19 protein-coding genes are annotated in these 18,630 nt (G+C 35.0%); 1 reads left to right on the forward strand and 18 read right to left on the reverse strand.

The features are described from left to right. Positions 1-104: 104 nt before the first annotated feature. From T335_RS21745 to T335_RS0114815, 17 genes are all read right to left on the reverse strand, one after another. On the reverse strand, positions 105-665 hold the full coding sequence (locus T335_RS21745; RefSeq protein ID WP_026478226.1) for a GerMN domain-containing protein: 561 nt from the start codon (positions 663-665) through the stop codon (positions 105-107). A 90-nt stretch (positions 666-755) separates the two neighbouring features. Beyond that, positions 756-2,165 carry a sensor histidine kinase gene (locus T335_RS0114740; RefSeq protein ID WP_026478227.1) on the reverse strand — a complete coding sequence of 470 codons (1,410 nt, stop codon included), beginning with the start codon at positions 2,163-2,165 and terminating at the stop codon, positions 756-758. A gap of 4 nt (positions 2,166-2,169) precedes the next feature. Continuing rightward, entirely contained in the window at positions 2,170-2,856 is a 687-nt protein-coding gene (locus tag T335_RS0114745) for a response regulator transcription factor (RefSeq protein WP_026478228.1), read from the reverse strand. Positions 2,857-3,050: 194 nt separating this feature from the next. Beyond that, a complete protein-coding gene (locus tag T335_RS0114750; protein WP_026478229.1) occupies positions 3,051-4,784 on the reverse strand; it encodes a phospho-sugar mutase in 1,734 nt (577 codons plus the stop codon). A 186-nt stretch (positions 4,785-4,970) separates the two neighbouring features. Continuing rightward, positions 4,971-6,062, reverse strand: a complete 1,092-nt coding sequence (locus tag T335_RS0114755) for an HD-GYP domain-containing protein (RefSeq protein WP_026478230.1) — start codon at positions 6,060-6,062, stop codon at positions 4,971-4,973. A gap of 153 nt (positions 6,063-6,215) precedes the next feature. Then, the gene (locus T335_RS0114760; RefSeq protein ID WP_026478231.1) at positions 6,216-6,977 is read right to left on the reverse strand and encodes an alpha/beta hydrolase; all 762 of its coding nucleotides are present in this window, start codon (positions 6,975-6,977) and stop codon (positions 6,216-6,218) included. Between the two features lie 30 nt (positions 6,978-7,007). After that, positions 7,008-7,442 carry a 3-hydroxyacyl-ACP dehydratase FabZ gene (gene fabZ, locus T335_RS0114765; protein ID WP_026478232.1) on the reverse strand — a complete coding sequence of 145 codons (435 nt, stop codon included), beginning with the start codon at positions 7,440-7,442 and terminating at the stop codon, positions 7,008-7,010. 243 nt (positions 7,443-7,685) lie between these two features. Then, the gene (locus T335_RS20905; RefSeq protein WP_051569344.1) at positions 7,686-8,024 is read right to left on the reverse strand and encodes a rod-binding protein; all 339 of its coding nucleotides are present in this window, start codon (positions 8,022-8,024) and stop codon (positions 7,686-7,688) included. A gap of 24 nt (positions 8,025-8,048) precedes the next feature. Next, on the reverse strand, positions 8,049-8,843 hold the full coding sequence (flgG, locus tag T335_RS0114775) for a flagellar basal-body rod protein FlgG (RefSeq protein WP_026478233.1): 795 nt from the start codon (positions 8,841-8,843) through the stop codon (positions 8,049-8,051). Between the two features lie 13 nt (positions 8,844-8,856). Then, positions 8,857-9,939: a flagellar hook-basal body protein gene (locus T335_RS0114780; protein ID WP_026478234.1), complete on the reverse strand. Its 1,083-nt coding sequence runs from the start codon at positions 9,937-9,939 to the stop codon at positions 8,857-8,859. 127 nt (positions 9,940-10,066) lie between these two features. Beyond that, positions 10,067-11,092 (reverse strand): rod shape-determining protein, encoded by a 1,026-nt coding sequence (mreB, locus tag T335_RS0114785; protein ID WP_026478235.1) that lies wholly within the window; start codon positions 11,090-11,092, stop codon positions 10,067-10,069. A 293-nt stretch (positions 11,093-11,385) separates the two neighbouring features. Beyond that, positions 11,386-11,640, reverse strand: coding sequence for a sporulation transcriptional regulator SpoIIID (spoIIID, locus tag T335_RS0114790; protein WP_026478236.1), 255 nt, complete (start codon positions 11,638-11,640; stop codon positions 11,386-11,388). A gap of 367 nt (positions 11,641-12,007) precedes the next feature. After that, entirely contained in the window at positions 12,008-12,805 is a 798-nt protein-coding gene (locus T335_RS21750) for a M23 family metallopeptidase (protein WP_051569345.1), read from the reverse strand. A gap of 75 nt (positions 12,806-12,880) precedes the next feature. Continuing rightward, positions 12,881-13,888: a stage II sporulation protein D gene (spoIID, locus tag T335_RS0114800; RefSeq protein ID WP_026478237.1), complete on the reverse strand. Its 1,008-nt coding sequence runs from the start codon at positions 13,886-13,888 to the stop codon at positions 12,881-12,883. Between the two features lie 69 nt (positions 13,889-13,957). Then, complete coding sequence (murA, locus tag T335_RS0114805) at positions 13,958-15,226, reverse strand: UDP-N-acetylglucosamine 1-carboxyvinyltransferase (RefSeq protein WP_026478238.1); 1,269 nt, start codon at positions 15,224-15,226, stop codon at positions 13,958-13,960. Between the two features lie 60 nt (positions 15,227-15,286). Then, positions 15,287-16,120: a YwmB family TATA-box binding protein gene (locus T335_RS0114810; protein ID WP_026478239.1), complete on the reverse strand. Its 834-nt coding sequence runs from the start codon at positions 16,118-16,120 to the stop codon at positions 15,287-15,289. A 214-nt stretch (positions 16,121-16,334) separates the two neighbouring features. Continuing rightward, positions 16,335-16,886 carry a YueI family protein gene (locus tag T335_RS0114815; protein ID WP_026478240.1) on the reverse strand — a complete coding sequence of 184 codons (552 nt, stop codon included), beginning with the start codon at positions 16,884-16,886 and terminating at the stop codon, positions 16,335-16,337. Between the two features lie 304 nt (positions 16,887-17,190). On the opposite strand from T335_RS0114815, the gene T335_RS0114820 reads away from it, so the two are divergent. Next, positions 17,191-17,604, forward strand: a complete 414-nt coding sequence (locus tag T335_RS0114820) for a NusG domain II-containing protein (RefSeq protein WP_026478241.1) — start codon at positions 17,191-17,193, stop codon at positions 17,602-17,604. A gap of 719 nt (positions 17,605-18,323) precedes the next feature. On the opposite strand, the gene T335_RS0114825 is transcribed toward T335_RS0114820, so the two are convergent. Beyond that, positions 18,324-18,630: hypothetical protein (locus T335_RS0114825; protein WP_026478242.1), on the reverse strand; the 307-nt coding region annotated here is incomplete at its 5' end.

Here is an 18,630-nt window from a genome sequence, read left to right on the forward strand (position 1 = left end):
TCAAGGAATAAGAAAAAGCAGCGAACGCCGCGTATGTCTTATACGCAAGGGTGCTGCTTTTTCGCAATGACGCCGAAGATGAGGGCTTTTCAACAGGCTACCATTTAGTAGCCTAAATCTTCCCTAGTAATAGGCTCCATAATTTCATAGTGAGACATCAGCGTTTCTCTAACACTACCATCTACATAGATTTGAACTTCATCGATCTCTGGTAATTCTGTCAATGATAAAACTAATTGAGTTAAGACTGAAGTTTCTTCTAGAGAACCTCCGCTTAGTCTTTCACTTGAAAAATTCACGTAGGCTGTATTGGCTGCTGTTTCTACACTTAGTACCTTTAATCCTGTTAGGGCAGATGTTAATTCTTCTTCTTCTGGTTCTATTTGTAATTCTTGAACAATGATTTCTTCTACTGATTTTTCTCCTACTACAACTTCCCTTGTAACTGGAATTGCTTTTTCTAAGGACTCATCACCAGTTACGATATAGTCATAATTCATGTAATAGATTGTTACTTCTACGGTTTCTCCTGGGGGGTTGGGATCAACTACTACGTTGTCACCCGGCTCTTGGGGATCTGGGTCAACTGGTTGTCCCTGTCGAGTACATGCTGCAAAACTTAATAGTAGAACTATTACTAAACTTAATATCATTATTTTTTTCATTTGAAATTCTCCTTTCATTATGTGGGGATTCTTACTGTAATTTTATTATAACTACTAATTCTAAAGTGGCAATAAAGAATTGTAAAGAAATTATGAAGGATGATTAAAGGAACTCTTAGGAATCCTTATTAAGAAGGTTGTCCCCTCTCCCCTTAAACTATCTACCTCTAACCTCCAACCATGTAATCTTAAAATCCGATCTACTAGGGAAAGTCCTATACCTGCTCCACCTGTGTCTCTAGAACGGGAAAGATCAGCTCTATAGAATTTCTCAAATATCGATTTAAGATCCTCTTCTCCAATTCCTATGCCATTGTCCTTTATAGCGAGGACATAGTGGCTTTTTTCAACGCTACCTTTAATCCATACTTGGTTCGTTTCTTTTGTAGTGTCTTTATATTTTATTGCATTATCTATCAAATTAATTAAAACTTCTTTAATCATTTCTCCATCACACAATACACTGGGGGCTCCCTTCAATTCTGTCGACACGGTTACCTCTCCCTGTTCAATAAGAGGGTTTAATATTTTTAGAACATCCTCCGTTAAGACTTTAAGATTGTTTTCTTCTAAATCGATCCCCTGCTCTTCTATTTTTGCTAGTTTTAAAAGGGACTTTATTAATTGGGTTAATCGATCAATTTCCGAGTCCATATCCCTTAGATATTCTTTAAAGACTTCTATATCTTCTTCGCCATATAACAAAGAATCTATCAAAGCCTTCATAGAGGCTAGAGGGGTTTTTAGTTCGTGGGAAACATCCCCAATAAATTGTGTCCTTCCCCGTTCGATTCGGTCTAGCTGTTTACTCATATGATTAAAGTTATCTGCAAGCTTTCCTATTTCATCCCTAGAAGTAATCTTAACGGTTTCTCCTAAATGTCCTTCACCAATCCTCTTTGCAGCTTTACTTAATAATAGTATAGGTTCTGTCATTCCCCTAGCAGCTAATACAGCAACCACTAAGCCTATTAAAGCAGCCATTAATGAAATATATGTCAATTGACGTCTAAAATCTTCCACCTGCTGTAGGGGATCTTCAACTGAAGTTGATATTAGGACAACACCAATCACTTGACGATTTCCATCTACTACCCTTGCAATTGGTACAGCCACCTGCAAAATTGTTTCATTTATTTGGTAATAACCCAATTTTTCTCGTCCCTCTAGGGCATTGGTAATTTCGATATTATTAATATTATTACCTTCTAGGAGGTTATGACTATCGGCTAAAACACGGGTGTCAGGATTTAAAATTAGCATTCTTCCATCAAGGGATGGGACATATTGTCTAATAATTCGTTTTAAATAAGGAACATCAGTAAAACGATCTCTACTTAAATTAGCTATAATATTGGCGGTTTTAAGGGAATTCACTTCGACTTCCCCTAGTACTGAACCCTTCATATTATCAACTGCCCAATAATTAACCAGTACTAGAGGGATGAGAATTAATAAAATATAGGTAAAGATCAGTTTTTTACGTATAGAAAAGTACATAAAATCAGTCCCTTCTAAAGTAGTAGCCTACTCCCCACTTTGTCTGAATAAAGGGTTTGTTCTCCTGATCTTCCTTCAATTTCTCCCTTAAGTTTTTAATATGAACATCTATTGTTCGGGTGTCGTAACAGGGTTCATTCCAGATGAATTGAAAAATTTGTTCCCTTGAAAAAACTTGTCCTCTATTTGCCATTAAAAACTCTAAAATATCAAATTCTTTTGGGGTTAGCTCAATTTCTTTTTCTCCTAGTTTTACAACCCTTGAAATGAGATCAACTTCTAAATTACCCGAGACATAAAAGGTAGCCTTCTTTCCAATGTCTTTTTGTTGTTTCTCTAACCTACGGGTAATTGCCCTCATTCTTGCTATCAATTCTCTTGTATTAAAGGGCTTTGTAATATAATCATCAGCCCCTAATTCTAGCCCTAATATTTTATCTATATCACTATCCTTTGCTGTAAGCATAATAATAGGTACTTCCGATTTTTCTCTCATCATACGGCATAGGCTAATGCCATCAATTTTAGGTAACATAAGATCTAGTATAATAAAGTCAAAGGTTCCCCGCTGAAATATTTCCCAAGCTTCACCACCGTCATGGGCCACCGATACATGAAAGCCCTCTTGTTCTAGACTTTTTCTTAACCCTTTTACCAATAGTTTTTCATCGTCTATTATAAGCACCTGCATATCCCTATCACCTCTTTTTAATCGACTTCATTTAGTAATTTACAGTTTAATTATATCATTTCTATTATTTGTATAAATATTAAGTATTTATTAAGATTTTCCCAAATGTTTAGTAGAGGAAAGAAAAAAACTAGCTATCAACATATACAAAATATACGTAAAGCAGCTAGTTTTATGGCATCTCTTAATGAGACCTATCTAATTTTCTCTAAAATAGCCGATAGATTACCATCTAGTTTTTGTCGGCATAGTTCAATAGATTCACCTTGTATTCCCCCATAAACCTTCAGTTTTGGCTCAGTACCAGAGGGTCTTAAGGCAATCCAAGATCCATCTTCTAATATAAACTTAATCACATCACTACTAGGTAGATTAATGACCTCTTCCTGTTTGTCCTTAGAAAAACATCTTTTTTGGAGTAAATAATCTTCCGTCACCATTACAGGTGTTCCATTAATCAACTTAGGTGGATTGTTTCTAAAGTCATCTAAAGTGGCTTTAATCTTTTCCATCCCTTCTTTACCAGCTAAGGTTATGGACTTAAGGTCTTCTAAGAAGTAACCATATTCTTCATACAAAGCCAATAGTCCTTCATATAAACTCATCCCTCTTGTGTAGTAGTAGGCCGCCATTTCACCTATTAGCATGGCAGTAACCACAGCGTCTTTGTCTCTTGCGTGGGTACCTGCAAGATAACCATAGCTTTCTTCATAACCAAATAAATAGGTATAACGGTCGGTTTCTATAAACTCTTTAATTTTCTCACCTATATATTTAAACCCAGTCAATGTATTAAAGGTTTCAATGTTAAAGGATTCAGCAATAACTGCCCCCATTTCACTTGTCACGATAGTTTTAATGATAGCACCATTTTCGGGTAGCTTTCCCTTTTCTTTTAATGTAGATAATATGTAATGTACTAAAAGGGCTCCTGTTTGGTTGCCAGTCAAAACAGTAAATTCTCCTTCATTATTTTTAACAACAGCCCCTACCCGATCACAATCGGGGTCTGTACCGATTATTAAATGGGCATTTTCTTTTTTAGCTAATTCTATCGCTAAGGTAAATGCTTCTTTTTCCTCTGGGTTTGGATAGGATACCGTTGGGAAATTTCCATCTGGTAACTCTTGCTCTGGAACAACTAAAACCTTATCAAAACCCAACTCTTTTAGAGCTCTTCTGACGGGCTTATTCCCAGTTCCATGAAGGGGAGTATAAACAATTTTATAATTTGCCCCCACCTCTTTTACAAGATCCTGCCTTAAAGACTGTGTTTTAACAGCTTCAATAAAGGCATCCATAATTTCTTCTTCTAAAATTTTCATCAGACCTAATTTAATGGCAACTCCCTTTTCCATAACACCGATCTGCTGAAAGTCATAAACTTCGTTAATCTCATCAATAATTTCCTGAGCTAACTGGGTAGCCACTTGTCCACCATCTTCCCAATAAACCTTATATCCATTATATTCGGGAGGATTATGGCTGGCGGTTACAACAATACCTGCAATAGCTTCTAGCTTTCTAACAGCAAAGGATAGGGCTGGTGTTGGACTGAGCTCAGAAAAGATATAGGACTTAATTCCATTTGCCGCTAGCACTTTCGCCGCCTCTTCGCTAAACTCTTTAGACATATGTCTACAATCGTAGGCGATTACGACACCACGATCCTTAGCCCTTTGACCTTTTTTCTCTATATAGTTAGCCAGTCCTTGGGTGGCTCTTCTAATTGTATAAATGTTTATTCGATTGGTACCTGCTCCGATAATACCTCTAATACCACCCGTACCAAATTCTAAATCTTTATAAAAGCGTTCCTCAATTTCTTTTTCATTACCTCTTAAATTTTTAAGTTCTTGCTTTGTTTCTTCATCAAAGTAATCGTCGGTTAACCAAAATTCAAAACTTTTAATTGTCCTTAAATCCATATTAACATCCCCTTACTTCTTATAAATTCCCTTATTCCCTTATTATAATTAACCTCTTTACCCCTCAAATATTCATTTGTTGAAATGCCCTCATTAATTCTATCTTTAATTTATATTTACATCAAACCAATCTAACTTCAGGGTTATGATATTATAGTGATTCTCCATTTATGTACTCAATCTGCCTTAACTTACTTGATAGATGATTTCTTCAATGACTATGTTCCGTTCTTTAAATAAATCGCAAAGCCAAGGTATTACCATCCTACCCTGTTCTTTTACCACACGAATGACAGGTCTTTGAAAGTTATCATTATTGATAGATTCTACTACGCCTACCATCCCAGAACTTAATTTAACCAATGTACCTAATGGATATGGATTAACTTTTCTATTAAAAATTTCTGTTAAAGTAGGATCAAACCATTGCCCCCCTCCTCCTAAAATATATTCGATTGCTTCTTTTACGGGTAAAGCACTTCGATAGTATCTATCAGAAGTTAAAGCATCATAAACATCTGTAATTGTTGTAATCTTAGAAAAGATATGTATCTCTTCAGCTTTAAGCTGATAGGGATAACCTCTACCGTCTACCCGCTCATGATGTTGAAGACTTATGATTCTTGCTACAGCTGAAAGGTCTGTATGGTTTTTAAGGAATTCATATCCCTTTGATACATGTTCTTGTATTTGTTTATATTCATCTATTGATAGTTTTTCTGGCTTTAGTAAAATTTCCTTAGGAATAAACAATTTCCCAACGTCATGTAGTAGGGCTCCTGTAGCAAGGTCATAGAGCTGACTTTTATTCAAATTTGCTCCGATCCCTAGAATCACAGCCAAAAGCATTACATTAACACAGTGGCCATAGGTATAGTCGTCTACACTCTTAATATCCACCACATTCATTACAATATCCTTCTGGGTAAATAGTTCATCTACAATTCCCTTAACCATAGACTCTACTTCTTCTTGCTTTTTTTGAAGACTTTTTATTTCGCCGTTTCCAATTTTTTTTATATTAATTGAAGAATCCAATAAATTTTTCAAAGAGGCCCTTGTTCTCTGTCTTACCTCAGTTTTGATTACATCTTCAACTTCAAAATCGAAATTCTCATCTTTTATATAAACTGAATAAAATCCCATTTCTTTTATCTTGCGGATTAAGCCATCAGTTAACTTTGCACCTTGATTCAGTAAAATATGGCCATTACTATTTACTATAGGTTTTGCTAATATGCTATCAGCCTTAACATATTGAATGGGAATATATCTCATTAGTCCTTCATCTCCTTACAAAGCAATTCTACGCTTGTACTCTTATTATACTCTATTATATTAATTCGACCAAATTTTACAAATCCTTTAACTTTTTGAAAAAAAACTACCATAAAAGTAGTCTTTCAGGTTCATTAGTCCTGAAAACTATGATTATGGTAGTTCACTAGATAAAAAATTTATAATTTTATTAAGAATTAATTTATATTCCGACCCCATTGTACAGCTATGACGGGAATGTTCTAACCAAACAATTTCTTTCTCCATTGATGCTATTTGATGATAAATCATTTCTGCACTGATGGGCTTAACCGTCCGATCTAAAAGAGGTTGCATAATTAGAGAAGGACAAGTCACCTTAGGTAGGTCAGCTTCTACCCCCTTCATTAACTTCATCAATTGATGAACACTTGCTAAGGGGACTACATCATAGGCTAAAGGCTTTACATTGGTTAATTGTAATTGAGGTTGCCCTTGATTACTGGAGCTCTTCCATTTTTTAAACCGCTTAATATATTTAAGTATTGGGCTGTATTTTGCTAAAGGATCAAAAATTCTTATGGGTGTGGCTATAGGCACAATTTTATCTACCATCCCTTTTTCGGCTAAATCTAAAGCTAGGAGCCCTCCCATAGATAACCCAATTGCATATACCCTATTACAATTTTTTCTTAACTTAATATAGCCTTCCTCTACAGATGAAACCCAATCTTGCCAATTAGTCTGCTCTAAATCTTCTGGGGTCGTACCATGCCCTTTTAATAATACATTATTTACTGTGTAACCCTGCTTATATAAGTCCTTCCCCAAACGATGCAGATAAGCTGGTGTACCTGTAAAACCATGAATTAACAGACATCCTTCCTCATTTCCTTCTAAATAGAAGGGAGCAGCATTTTCATGGAAATTCTCCATATTAGTCACTTCCTTTAACTAATGGACAACCTATTTTGCATCAATTAGAGCAAAAGTTAAATCTGCACTACATGCTAATTCATCTCCAACCATGGCTTTTGCTGATGCTTTCCCAATGCCTCTTCTTAAGGTTGTCATTTCCACTTCTAATCTTAATACATCTCCTGGAACCACTTGCCTTCTAAACTTACAGTTATCTATACCAGTAAATACCCCTAACTTACCTTTGTTTTCTTCTAAGCCCATACAGATTGTTGCTGCCACCTGAGCTAGAGCTTCTGTAATTAAAACCCCTGGCATAATAGGATTCCCAGGAAAATGTCCTTGAAAAAAAGGTTCATTAAAGGTTACATTTTTAATCCCTACTGCTTTTTTTCCTACTTCCATTTCAATAATTTTATCCACCAATAGAAAAGGATATCTATGGGGAATGATGTTTTGAATTTCAATATTATTTAACTCCACTAAAAAAACTCCCTTCTTATTGTAATCATAATTGTAATCTTAATTTTAAGATTGCCCTTCTTTTTTAAAGAACTTTTATAAATGAGGGTATTACCTAAATTAATATAAGATTTATATTAATTTAAAATACAATTCCTATTTATGCAATTCCCTTATCTATATTTTGTTATATTTTATCCTAAAATAACCATAGTTTCAACTAACAAAGTCTTCTTTACAAAAAAACCAAAAAACAAGCGAGGATTACTCCTCGCTAACTTGTTTTATATTTGCAGCTGTATAGGGCCTTGCCAATTGTCGATAAAGATCCTTCGCTAGACCGATGCCCTGGCCTTTAGCCATTTCAATCGATAGTTGTTCATCATACATTGATTCAAATATATCTCGTGCCATACTTTTTTCAGTCAAACCACCATCGGGTACTGTAGCCCTCATTTGCTTTAACATTGTGTTTAAGAAATAGGCCTCAAACTCTCGGCAGGCATCCATCAAACCTTCTGGTACATCCGCCTGATGATTTTTAATTTTATTTTCCGTCTGTGTAGATTGTTGAAAAGACGAATTGACTTGATCTATCTTCATTAATTGCACCTACCTTTTAAACAACTATCTTCTTAAATTATTTGCAATTCCCAACATTTCGTCCCCTGTTTGTATCGCCTTTGAATTAATTTCATAGGCTCTTTGGGCGGTAATCATTCTTACCATTTCATCTACTATTTGAACATTAGAAGTCTCTAAATAACCTTGAAGGATATTGCTGGTTCTATCTTCACCTTCCATAGGGATTTCTTCTCCCGATGCCACCGTTGGCTTATATAGGTTTTTTCCTATGGATTCTAATCCTTCTGGGTTAATAAATTTAACTAATTTAATTGTTGCTATTTCAATTACTTCCCCTTCAGCATCCTTTGCTGTAATAACGCCTAATTCTGAAACACTAAAATCATTTAAATCTTCTTCCAAAATGATTTCATCGTCAAATTCGGATAGTACTGTATAACCATCGGCAGTAACTAGTTTTCTCTCAACTCCATCTACACTTAATTTAAAATTACCATCTCTTGTGTAGAATAAATCACCATTTGGCCCTTCAATAGCAAAAAAGCCATCTCCGCTAATAGCCATATCTAATGGGTTTTCTGTACGGTCAAGATTTCCTGTTAAGAAGGATCTACTGGTGGCAACTGGCATTACCCCATGACCAACTTGTAAATTAACAGGTTTTCCTACTCCATCATTTAAATTACTTTTACTTAGGTTTGCGTACAGTAAGTCCTTAAATTCTACCTTTTGTTTTTTGTAAGAAGTCGTATTTACATTGGCTAAGTTATTAGAAATTACATCCATATTTAATTGCTGTGCCTTCATTCCAGAAGCAGCAGTCCATAATGCTCTCATTTATTAACCCCCTCTATAGCTTTCCTATATCGTTAACAGCCCTCTGCAATAGTTCATCATAGGCCTTAACCACTTTTTGATTAGATTCATAGTTTCTATAGGCAGTAATCATCTCTACCATCTCTTTGATCACATTAACATTTGAGCCCTCTAGGTATCCTTGAAGGATTTCGCCAGTAAAGGGTCTAGTTTCGACTTCTTCACCTTGGGCGATTCGATAGTAGCTCTCACCTTGCTTTCTCAGCATTCTTACATTTACAATGTCAACTAAATCTATCTGATCTACGATTTGATTATTGACTAAGATTCCGCCATTATCAGTAACTTGAAAATCTAATCCATCCACTAAAATAGATCCGCCAGCCTCACTTAAAAGGAAATGTCCTTCTGAGGTAACAATTTCTCCATTGTTATTTAAGGTAAAGTTACCGTTACGTGTGTAGAATATATCTCCAGCTAAGTTTGTCACCTTAAAAAATCCATCACCTTGTATGGCGAAATCGAGGTTATTTCCAGTAGCCTCTAAAGATCCTTGAGTAAAATTAGTTTCAATTTTATTAAGTCTCAGTCCACTATTCATAGTCCCAATTGTGTTTGGGCCTCCTCTAGTGATCAGATTAGCTCGTGCCTCTCCATTGACTAATAATCTACCGAAGGCATCTACTTCAAAGGCTTCATCCCCTACATTGATGGCTTGTCTATTGGCATCTAATATGTAGTTTCCTTGGCTTGTATCCACTTTTCCATCAATATCTCTACTGAAGGTTCTTAGGAAACCATTCTCATCTACAGCAAAGTGGGTTTCACGATTATAGCTTATTCCATTTGGGGTATGGGCTGCAAAAAAGCCCCCATTTGCAGTCAATCGATATACACCATTCTCACCATTAACCGTTACTCTTGCCCCAGCATTAAAAGCTTCTGGGGGGAGTTGTCCATTTATTTTATGCAATAAGACTTCTGGAAAAGTCTCGGTAATTACTAGATCCTTTTTAAAGGAAGTGGTATTGGCATTGGCCATATTATTAGATATTACATCTATTTTCTTTTCTGTAGTTTGCATAGCCGAAACAGCAGTGTATAATCCTCTTAACATTGAACCACCTCATATTTTAGATATCTATATAATTATCGGTACTTATGGTAATCTACTTTAGCCCTATTGCCCCTATTGTCAAAATTTACATCAACTTAGGACTATGTGCCTAATTAAAGTCCATTAACTAAACATATTTTGTCTTAGAATTTTGCATGGTATTTTCAAGCATATGTAATGAGTCTAACGCTTTACCAGTTCCCTTTGCCACACAGGATACAGCATCTTCTGCTATATAAACAGGAATCCCCGTTCTGTTAGCGATTAATTTATCTAACCCCCATAGCAGTGCTCCTCCTCCTGTCATAATAATTCCTTGATCTGAAATATCAGCGGCTAATTCTGGTGGAGTCCTTTCTAAAACGCTATGAACAGCATCGGCAATAGATAATACTGATTCGTCTAAAGCTTCCTTCATTTCTAAACTGGATACCTTTATATTAACTGGTAAACCAGATACAAGATTTCGACCTCTTACATCCATAGATACTTCTTGGTCTCTATTGAAGGCAGACCCAATATTAATTTTTAAGTCTTCTGCAGTTCGCTCACCAATCATGATATTATGTTTCTTTCTCATGTAACGGATAATTGCTTCATCAAATTTATCTCCAGCTACTTTAATAGAGGTATTTACAACAATTCCTCCAAGGGAGATTACAGCGATATCGCAAGTACCGCCTCCAATATCCACCACCATATGCCCATTTGGCTGTGATATATCTAACCCTGCTCCAATTGCTGCTGCAATTGGTTCTTCGATAATATAAGTCTGTCTAGCCCCAGCTTCATTAGTGGCATCTATAACAGCTCTTTTTTCAACTTCAGTTACACCACTTGGCACACATACCATAATTTTAGGCTTAAAAAACAGTTTCCGTCCTACTGTTTTAGCTATAAAGTGTTTGATCATTCTTTCTGTCATTTCATAGTTTGAGATGACACCGTCCCTTAAAGGTCTGATGGCAACAATGTTTCCAGGGGTTCTCCCCAGCATCCTTCTAGCTTCTTCCCCTACGGCTAATATTCTGTTAGTGTTATTGTCAATAGCTACTACAGAAGGTTCTTGTAAAACAATTCCTTTTCCCTTTACGTATACCAATACGCTGGCAGTACCAAGGTCAATACCAATATCCGCTCCAAATCCAAACATTTGTTTCCCCCACTTTCAATATTTCTATAACTTACACAACTTCATATATTTGCGGTACTATATTAAGCTGTGCTGTCTTTACTAGTATGAAATGTATTAAAATTAACTCATATATTTAAATTAACTATTATACCTTCTATAAATTCTAACAAATTCCTCCTTTTTCACCATTTATTTTTGTGGAATATTTATGAATTAAATGAGATATTTACAAAATACTTATCTTTTCCCCACGACAAAGACCCTCAATGATTATTGAAGGTCTTCTTTAGGGTGGACTTTTATTTTTTTACTTACATTGTATCTGTCTTGTACTTCATTTTAGTTGCCCTTCCACCTCTAATGTGTCTCTCTGCTTTGTTAATATCTAAAATACTCTTCACTTGGTTTGCAATTAGAGGGTTTATCTTAGGAAGTCTTTCTGTAACATCCTTATGTACTGTACTTTTACTCACACCAAATAATCTAGCTGTTTGTCGAACTGTTGCTCCTTCGTTAATAATAAAGTTTGCAATTTCCATTACTCGTTTTTCTATATAATCCTTCAAAACTTTAACCCCCCTATATTAAAGTGTCTTATTTCATCATATGAGGATTAAAGGGATTTTAGAATTAAGTTTTCTGGAAAATTGTAGTTCTTTAAGGAAATTGTATTATTAATTTTTATTTATTTTTATTTATTTTAATATGATTAATAGGTTTACGTTTCTATCGTTTTTCTATAGTTTAGTATAAACCTACCCTTATGGTATATGTAATACAAATAAAAGCCCTATCATTGAGGCCTGTTTAGGCTAGTTCAACATTAAGGCTTTATAATCAAAATTTATTGTTTTGAAGAAATTGCATAACCCTAATATAAGATATTATAGTGGTATTATGCAATTTCCTCGTTATATGTATTATGTTATAAACTTAACTATTAGCTGGTAAGTATTCCATAGGATTTACCGTTCTACCATCATAAATTACTTGAAAGTGTAGCAGCGGGCCCTCTTCAGATTTAACTGAAGCTGTTCTCCCAACACCACTAATAATTTGACCCTTACTTACTTGGTCTCCTATCTTTACCATTGCATCGGTAGAAAGATTGCTATAACGGGTTAATAATTCATCTCCATGATCTATTGTGATGGTGATTCCCATTACTGTATCATTAACTACCTCGATAACTTCTCCTTCTAATGCTGCCCGTACTGGTGAACCTTCATCTGCCTGTATATCTACACCTCTATGGGTACTCCATTGCTCTAAGGTCTTATGATAAACTAATTTGTCATCAGCATAGGGTAGTCCATATTGCCCCATTACAGGCATGAGCATTGTTCTTATTTCCCTTATATTCGTTGCAGTTTCTTCATCAGCTTCAGGTTCAACTTCTTGTTCTTCTTTAGCAGGATCTTCTTCTTTTTCTGGTGCCGCTACATCTTCCTGCTCTGATTTTGGAATGACCACTGTCTCGCTGGTTTCATCCTCTTCAGAAGGTTCATCCACCAAAGTTGTCTCATTTAAATCCTCTAGTTGATCCGATGGATTCTCTCCAATAATTTGTCCATCATCTTGATTTGATACCCATATAGCAGTTACTGCAACAATACATACGCAAAGAAACAAGATAATATAAAATCCTTCTTTGTCTAAAAATTGATACAGGGTTTTTTTGCCTTTTTTCTTATCATCGTTATTGTGGTTATTGTTATTATTATAAGACATTATATCCACCTCCTTTTGATATTATCACCACTTTGACGGGTTTCATACAAAAGAAGATGGATATTTTATAATCTATTATTGATAGCTTTTTAACTTACTTAAAGTGATGCCTTGATAGTAATGCTTTAATATTTCTTCGTAGTTATGGCCCTGTTCCGCCATTCCATTTGCCCCCCACTGACTCATTCCTACCCCATGACCATAGCCTCTTGTTGTAAAAATAATATTATTTTCTCTAATTTCTATCGTAAAATTTGCTGAACGGAGATCAAATATCTGTCTAACCTCAGACCCTGTAAACTCTTCGTTTCCTATCTTGACTCTTTTTACCCGCCCCCCAGCACTTCTCTCTATGATCTGTATTTGGCTAGTTAAGTTTCTCTCCCTTAAATCGATAGCGTTCCTTTGACTTTTTAAGGTATTGATAAAGTCATTAATTGCGACAGACTTAGTATCAGTAAGCACAGGTGAGCGTTCTTCGTAGGGACTGGCCACACTTTTTAAATAGGGTTTAGCATTAGAAAACACATCTTCTGCATTTTCTGTCCTTCCTCCACTGGTGGAATGGTACAAAGGCTCTATTGGCTCCATATTATAGGTCATAATAATGCCACGGGTATCCTCCACTGCCTCTTGAATCTTGTCCCAATAGTTGTACATCCACAGCCTACCATGTCTTTCTCTTAAATCCTCCATCGACAACCATTCTTGACAATGGGTATGGCTAGTGCATAGAACGGCTTCTGGATGCTGAGGATTTTCTCGATCTTTAAAGGCCATCATCTTCCATATGGCATAGGTTCTAGCTGCCACTGCCTGAGCCTTAAGGGCTTCAATATCGAAGGCAGCTGGCATTTCTGCAGCAACAACATTTGCTATATACTCTTCTAGGAAAAGTTCCATCACTTCATTAGTTTCATGGTTTAGAACTGTTATTTTCAAATCTGATTCAATAATATTTTCTTCAACACGCCTTGGCTTGTCTCTACTTGGAACATTAATATCACAACTGCTTAAAATAAACAATGGTATGAGTAATGTTGAAATAATAAATGTTATAATCGCAAAAAAAATTCCCTTCATTAACACATCTCCTTATCTCAAAGTATAATAATAAGGATATGTTTTTAATAAAGGGAATAGAACTATATATTATGCTTCTTCGTGACCTTCTTCTCGATAAATTTTTGCTCCTAAGTTCCTTAATTTGTCTTCTATTCTAACATAGCCACGATCAATATGCTTTATGTTAGATATTTCTGTCTTACCTTCTGAAACCAAACCTGCTAATATAAGGGCCGCCCCTGCTCGTAGATCGGTTGCCTTTACTGGTCCTCCCAGCAGACTTCTTCTTCCTTCTATAATTGCACTTCTACCTTCTATCTTAATATTGGCTCCCATTCTTTCTAGTTCTCGAACATGCATAAATCGATTTTCAAAAACAGTTTCTATAAAAATACTAGTCCCTTCTGAAACACTCATAAGGGCCATAAACTGGGCCTGCATATCAGTAGGAAAACCTGGGTATGGTAGGGTTTTTATATCAACGGCCTTAGGTCTATTTTTAGCAATTACCCTAATACCATTTCCCTCTTCAATTACCTCAACAAAACTTTCCTTTAATTTAGCGATTACTGGCTTTAGATGATCGGATACAACGTTATCTACCAATACATTACCACCAGTAATTGCTGCCGCCACCATATAAGTACCTGCTTCTATTCTGTCGGGAATCACAGTATGGACGGCACCTCCTAAGGATGGAACACCGCTTATTTTAATTGTGTCGGTTCCTGCCCCCATAATCTTAGCCCCCATCTTATTTAAGAAGTTTGCTAAATCAGTTATCTCTGGTTCTTCTGCTGCGTTTTCAATAATGGTTTGACCTTCTGCTAATACAGCTGCCATCATAATATTTTCTGTTGCCCCAACACTAGGAAAATCGAGATAAATTTTAGTACCTTTTAGTTTTTCTGCCTTTGCCTCAACAAAACCATGACCAAAAGTAATTTCTGCTCCCATAGCCTTAAAGCCCTTTAAATGTAAATCAATCGGTCTGGTTCCTATAGCACAACCACCTGGCATGGAAATACGTGCCTCCCCCATCCTCGCCAATAGGGGTCCCATTACTAAAAAGGAAGCCCTCATTTTTCTAACAAGTTCATAGGGTGCTTCAAAATTATTTAAGTCCGCAGCATTTACTTCAACCATATCATTCCCTAATCGTTTTACATCAGCCCCAAGGGAGGATAATACTTCGCATATTACCCTAACATCTCTTAGATCTGGCACCTCTTCTAAGGTACATTTATCGGTTGATAACAAGCTTGCCGCTAAAATCGGTAGCACAGAGTTCTTAGCACCACTAACCCTAACTGTACCATTAAGGGGGCCACTTTTTTCAACTATAATCTTCCCCAACTTTTTTTCCTCTCTTTCTATTACCATCATGTATGATCATTCCTTTAGTCTATAAATATTTTAGTATGTATTTGTTATTAAGGGTGTAGCAATCCATAGGTAGGTTTTATCTTCATATTGATTGTATCTTGATGCTAATTGTAAATTAACTCTACTATTACCATACTGAATTGCCCTTGAAATGTCTTTAGAAAACAAAGTAATACTAATGTACGAATCATCGGTAACTTCTTCAACCTTATGGGCATTTACAGCTTTAGCAATTGAATCTAACCATTTCGTTTTACTATTACCTGCTATCTGCCCGCCAATGGTTCCCACAAGGGTTGAATGGGTCTCGATATCTTCACCAAATTCTACTAGTATTTCCTTATGTTGTTCAATTATTTCTTCTATCTCTTTATAACCTTTATTTTGAACCATGTCAATAATAATATACGATTCTTTTTGATTTTGTGTGCCCATAGAGTATATTATAAAAACGGTTAATTTACCCCTAACATCTACCGCTGTAGCCGTTATTTGATTATAGCCCTCTTCTTGATTTATATATAGAAAAATTGTATCTTTTGTGAGATCATCTTCTGGCATAAAATAGGGGTCATAATGTTCCCCCTCAGTTACAACTTTAATTTCTCCTTCTAAGGAAAGTCTTTCAATTAATGTTTCTTTTATTTCCTCCATTTCCTCCATTGAGAAAAATATGTTAGGGAGATGAAGGGTAGAGTTAATATTTAACTCTTGAAATTCTGCTTTACTAGCTTCAAACCCCTTCACTAATAAATCTGCTTCGCTATTAAAAACTTCTTTTGTCCCCTTTATAAATCCACTTGATGAGTCAATTAAACCCCATAATAAAATTAGTACAATTCCAATAGTAAATAATCGTTTCAATGATAATCCTCCGTTCTATCGTGTTTTTGTATGGTAATCTAAACTAAGAAAGAGAAGAGAACTAAGATTGTATTTGGATGTTAAAGGGGGACAAAAAACATCTTTTTCCACAACTCATTCTCTTCTCTTTGTATTTAAATTATTGACAATATCTCTCTACTTATACACAATAGAATCTAAAAATTATATATTAAAATAGAAAATTGGGTTATTTCTACATCAGTACGCCTCCATCGGATTCATGCTGGCAAATTGCACACTTAATACCCATCATTTTATCTCCAAAGGTTACTTTTTTAAACTGATCTAAGTACATTGGTGCTGCTTTTTCAAGTTCTTCTAGATGCTGAGGGCAAAGCTTATTATGATGAAGTCCTCTAAATTTTTCTGGCAACATTTTTATTTCTGGCACAACTTCTTCCCGGTCTACTGCCCTTCTACTGGCCACCACAACCCCCATTGCTTCCTTATGGTCCACAGCTATAGATTTATATTCTTTATTCATTTTTTTAGCCAACTGCATATATTTACCCATATGTCCCATGGGAATTCTATTATTTACAATAAGCATTTCTGCCATTGGATCTCCTAAAGCTTCCTCTACATAGGGTAGCGCATCTTCTGTTAATACCTGTTCCATTGGTAAGCCCATAATGACCCTTTCACGAAATTCGCCTAACCAGATTTTTTTCTCTTCTCTTTTTAGCTCTGGTGTTCCATTTAGTGCAAAATCTAATATTTTTTTTAATTCATCCTGCTCTGGCATGTTTTCGCCTCCTTAAAACTACTTTATCCTTTTATTACCCATTGCTCTATTAATTATAGAAGAAGTAATACTTAAAGGTAATAATACTAGAATATCTGTTAATATATTATTTGGCAACTATGAATTTCCTTAGGTCAGGAATCATTGCAATTTTATTACCTCTTTAAATTTATAATTTCCTCTGTACTATTATAAAATACCCTCTTTTTAAATTGCTTATGCTAAACTTCATTTGTCAATTGTGAATAAATAGTTTATAATAGTTTTAGTTACTTGGGTAGCTTTAGTAAGGAGAGGATTTTCTATGAAATATATGACATTAGCCGATAAAGTATTGATAGTCGTTTTAGTAATTTTAAGTATTTCCTCAATATTTGTTGTACCCCATTTATTAACTAAACCTATGGATGGCAAACAGATTGTTATAACAATGGATGGTAGTGTAATTCATCGTTTTCCTTTAGAGGATACTGAAGAATCTACGTATATTGAGTTTCCTTTCCAATTCTCTGGCAGGGAATACACTGGAACACTAGAGTTAAAAGATGGTCAAGTTAGGCTTCTTCCTTTACCAAGAGAAATCGTTCCATTAAATATTCATAACGATATGGGATGGATTAGAGAGTCTTACCAAATGATTGTTGCTTTGCCAATAAAAATGGTCATAACTGTTGAAGCCTACGAGGAAGAACATCCTTTTGATGCAATTTCTTTTTAGACTTTAAAAATGCATAAAGGACTATCTTAATTCTGTTAATTAAGATGGTCCTTTTTTAGATTAAATGATAATTTTAATTATATAGATTTTGTCCGTCTTCGCTGTAGGTGAAGGGGATATAGTAAGACAATTAAAAAGACCTCTATATTAAGAAGTCTAATAGATTTACGTCTTAAATTATTCCTCATTATCAGGTGGATTGTCAACATTTTCCTAGACAACTTTTTTAAGGTGATTTGATTTGTATTCATTTGGTGACAAATAGCCTAATGATGAATGAATTTGATGATTATCGAACCAGTGAATAGTTATACTTTACCATTAAATATCAACAGTTAGCTTCGAATTAATATCAGGAATACTATATTCATATATATGCAAATATGACCTTAGATGGTCTTAAAGAAATAATTCAAGATAAATACCCTTCTTTCTGTAGAAGCGGCGGGACTAGGTAGGAAGTCTTATTCTTCATCATTCCATAGATAATATTTACTAGCCTTCTCATAACACATACTAATGTCTGTCCTTTAGTCTTACCTTCTAAATTTTCTATCGATATATTTGTGCAAAATATACAATAAAACAATCAAGATAAATGCCATTGTAATACGAAAGATGATTAGAAAATTACGTTCAGGTGGCAATAAATTCATTAATAATATCACAAAAATAATATAAGTAAGCATTGCAACTCTCTAAATACAGATCAAAATAATTTATGTGGGTAAGTTAATACCTATCATTCCTAACAAGTATCGAATACCTATATACACTGCAACTATAATTAAATATTTTGCACCGATAAGCACTCCCCCGAAATAGCCAATATTAGAATAAGTTAATCTACACAACCCTTCAGTAAATATACCTACTATCCCAATATACATAATAGGACTAAACATAACTTCTTTATCAAAGAAATATGTAAAGGTAAAATAAACTAAATTTACTCCAATAAATATTAATATACTTCTCTTATCTATTGATATTTTCATTATTAATACTCCATTTCTAATATAGTTT

The organism is Alkaliphilus transvaalensis ATCC 700919, assembly GCF_000621485.1.
In the GTDB taxonomy this organism is placed as follows: Bacteria; Bacillota; Clostridia; order Peptostreptococcales; family Natronincolaceae; genus Alkaliphilus; species Alkaliphilus transvaalensis.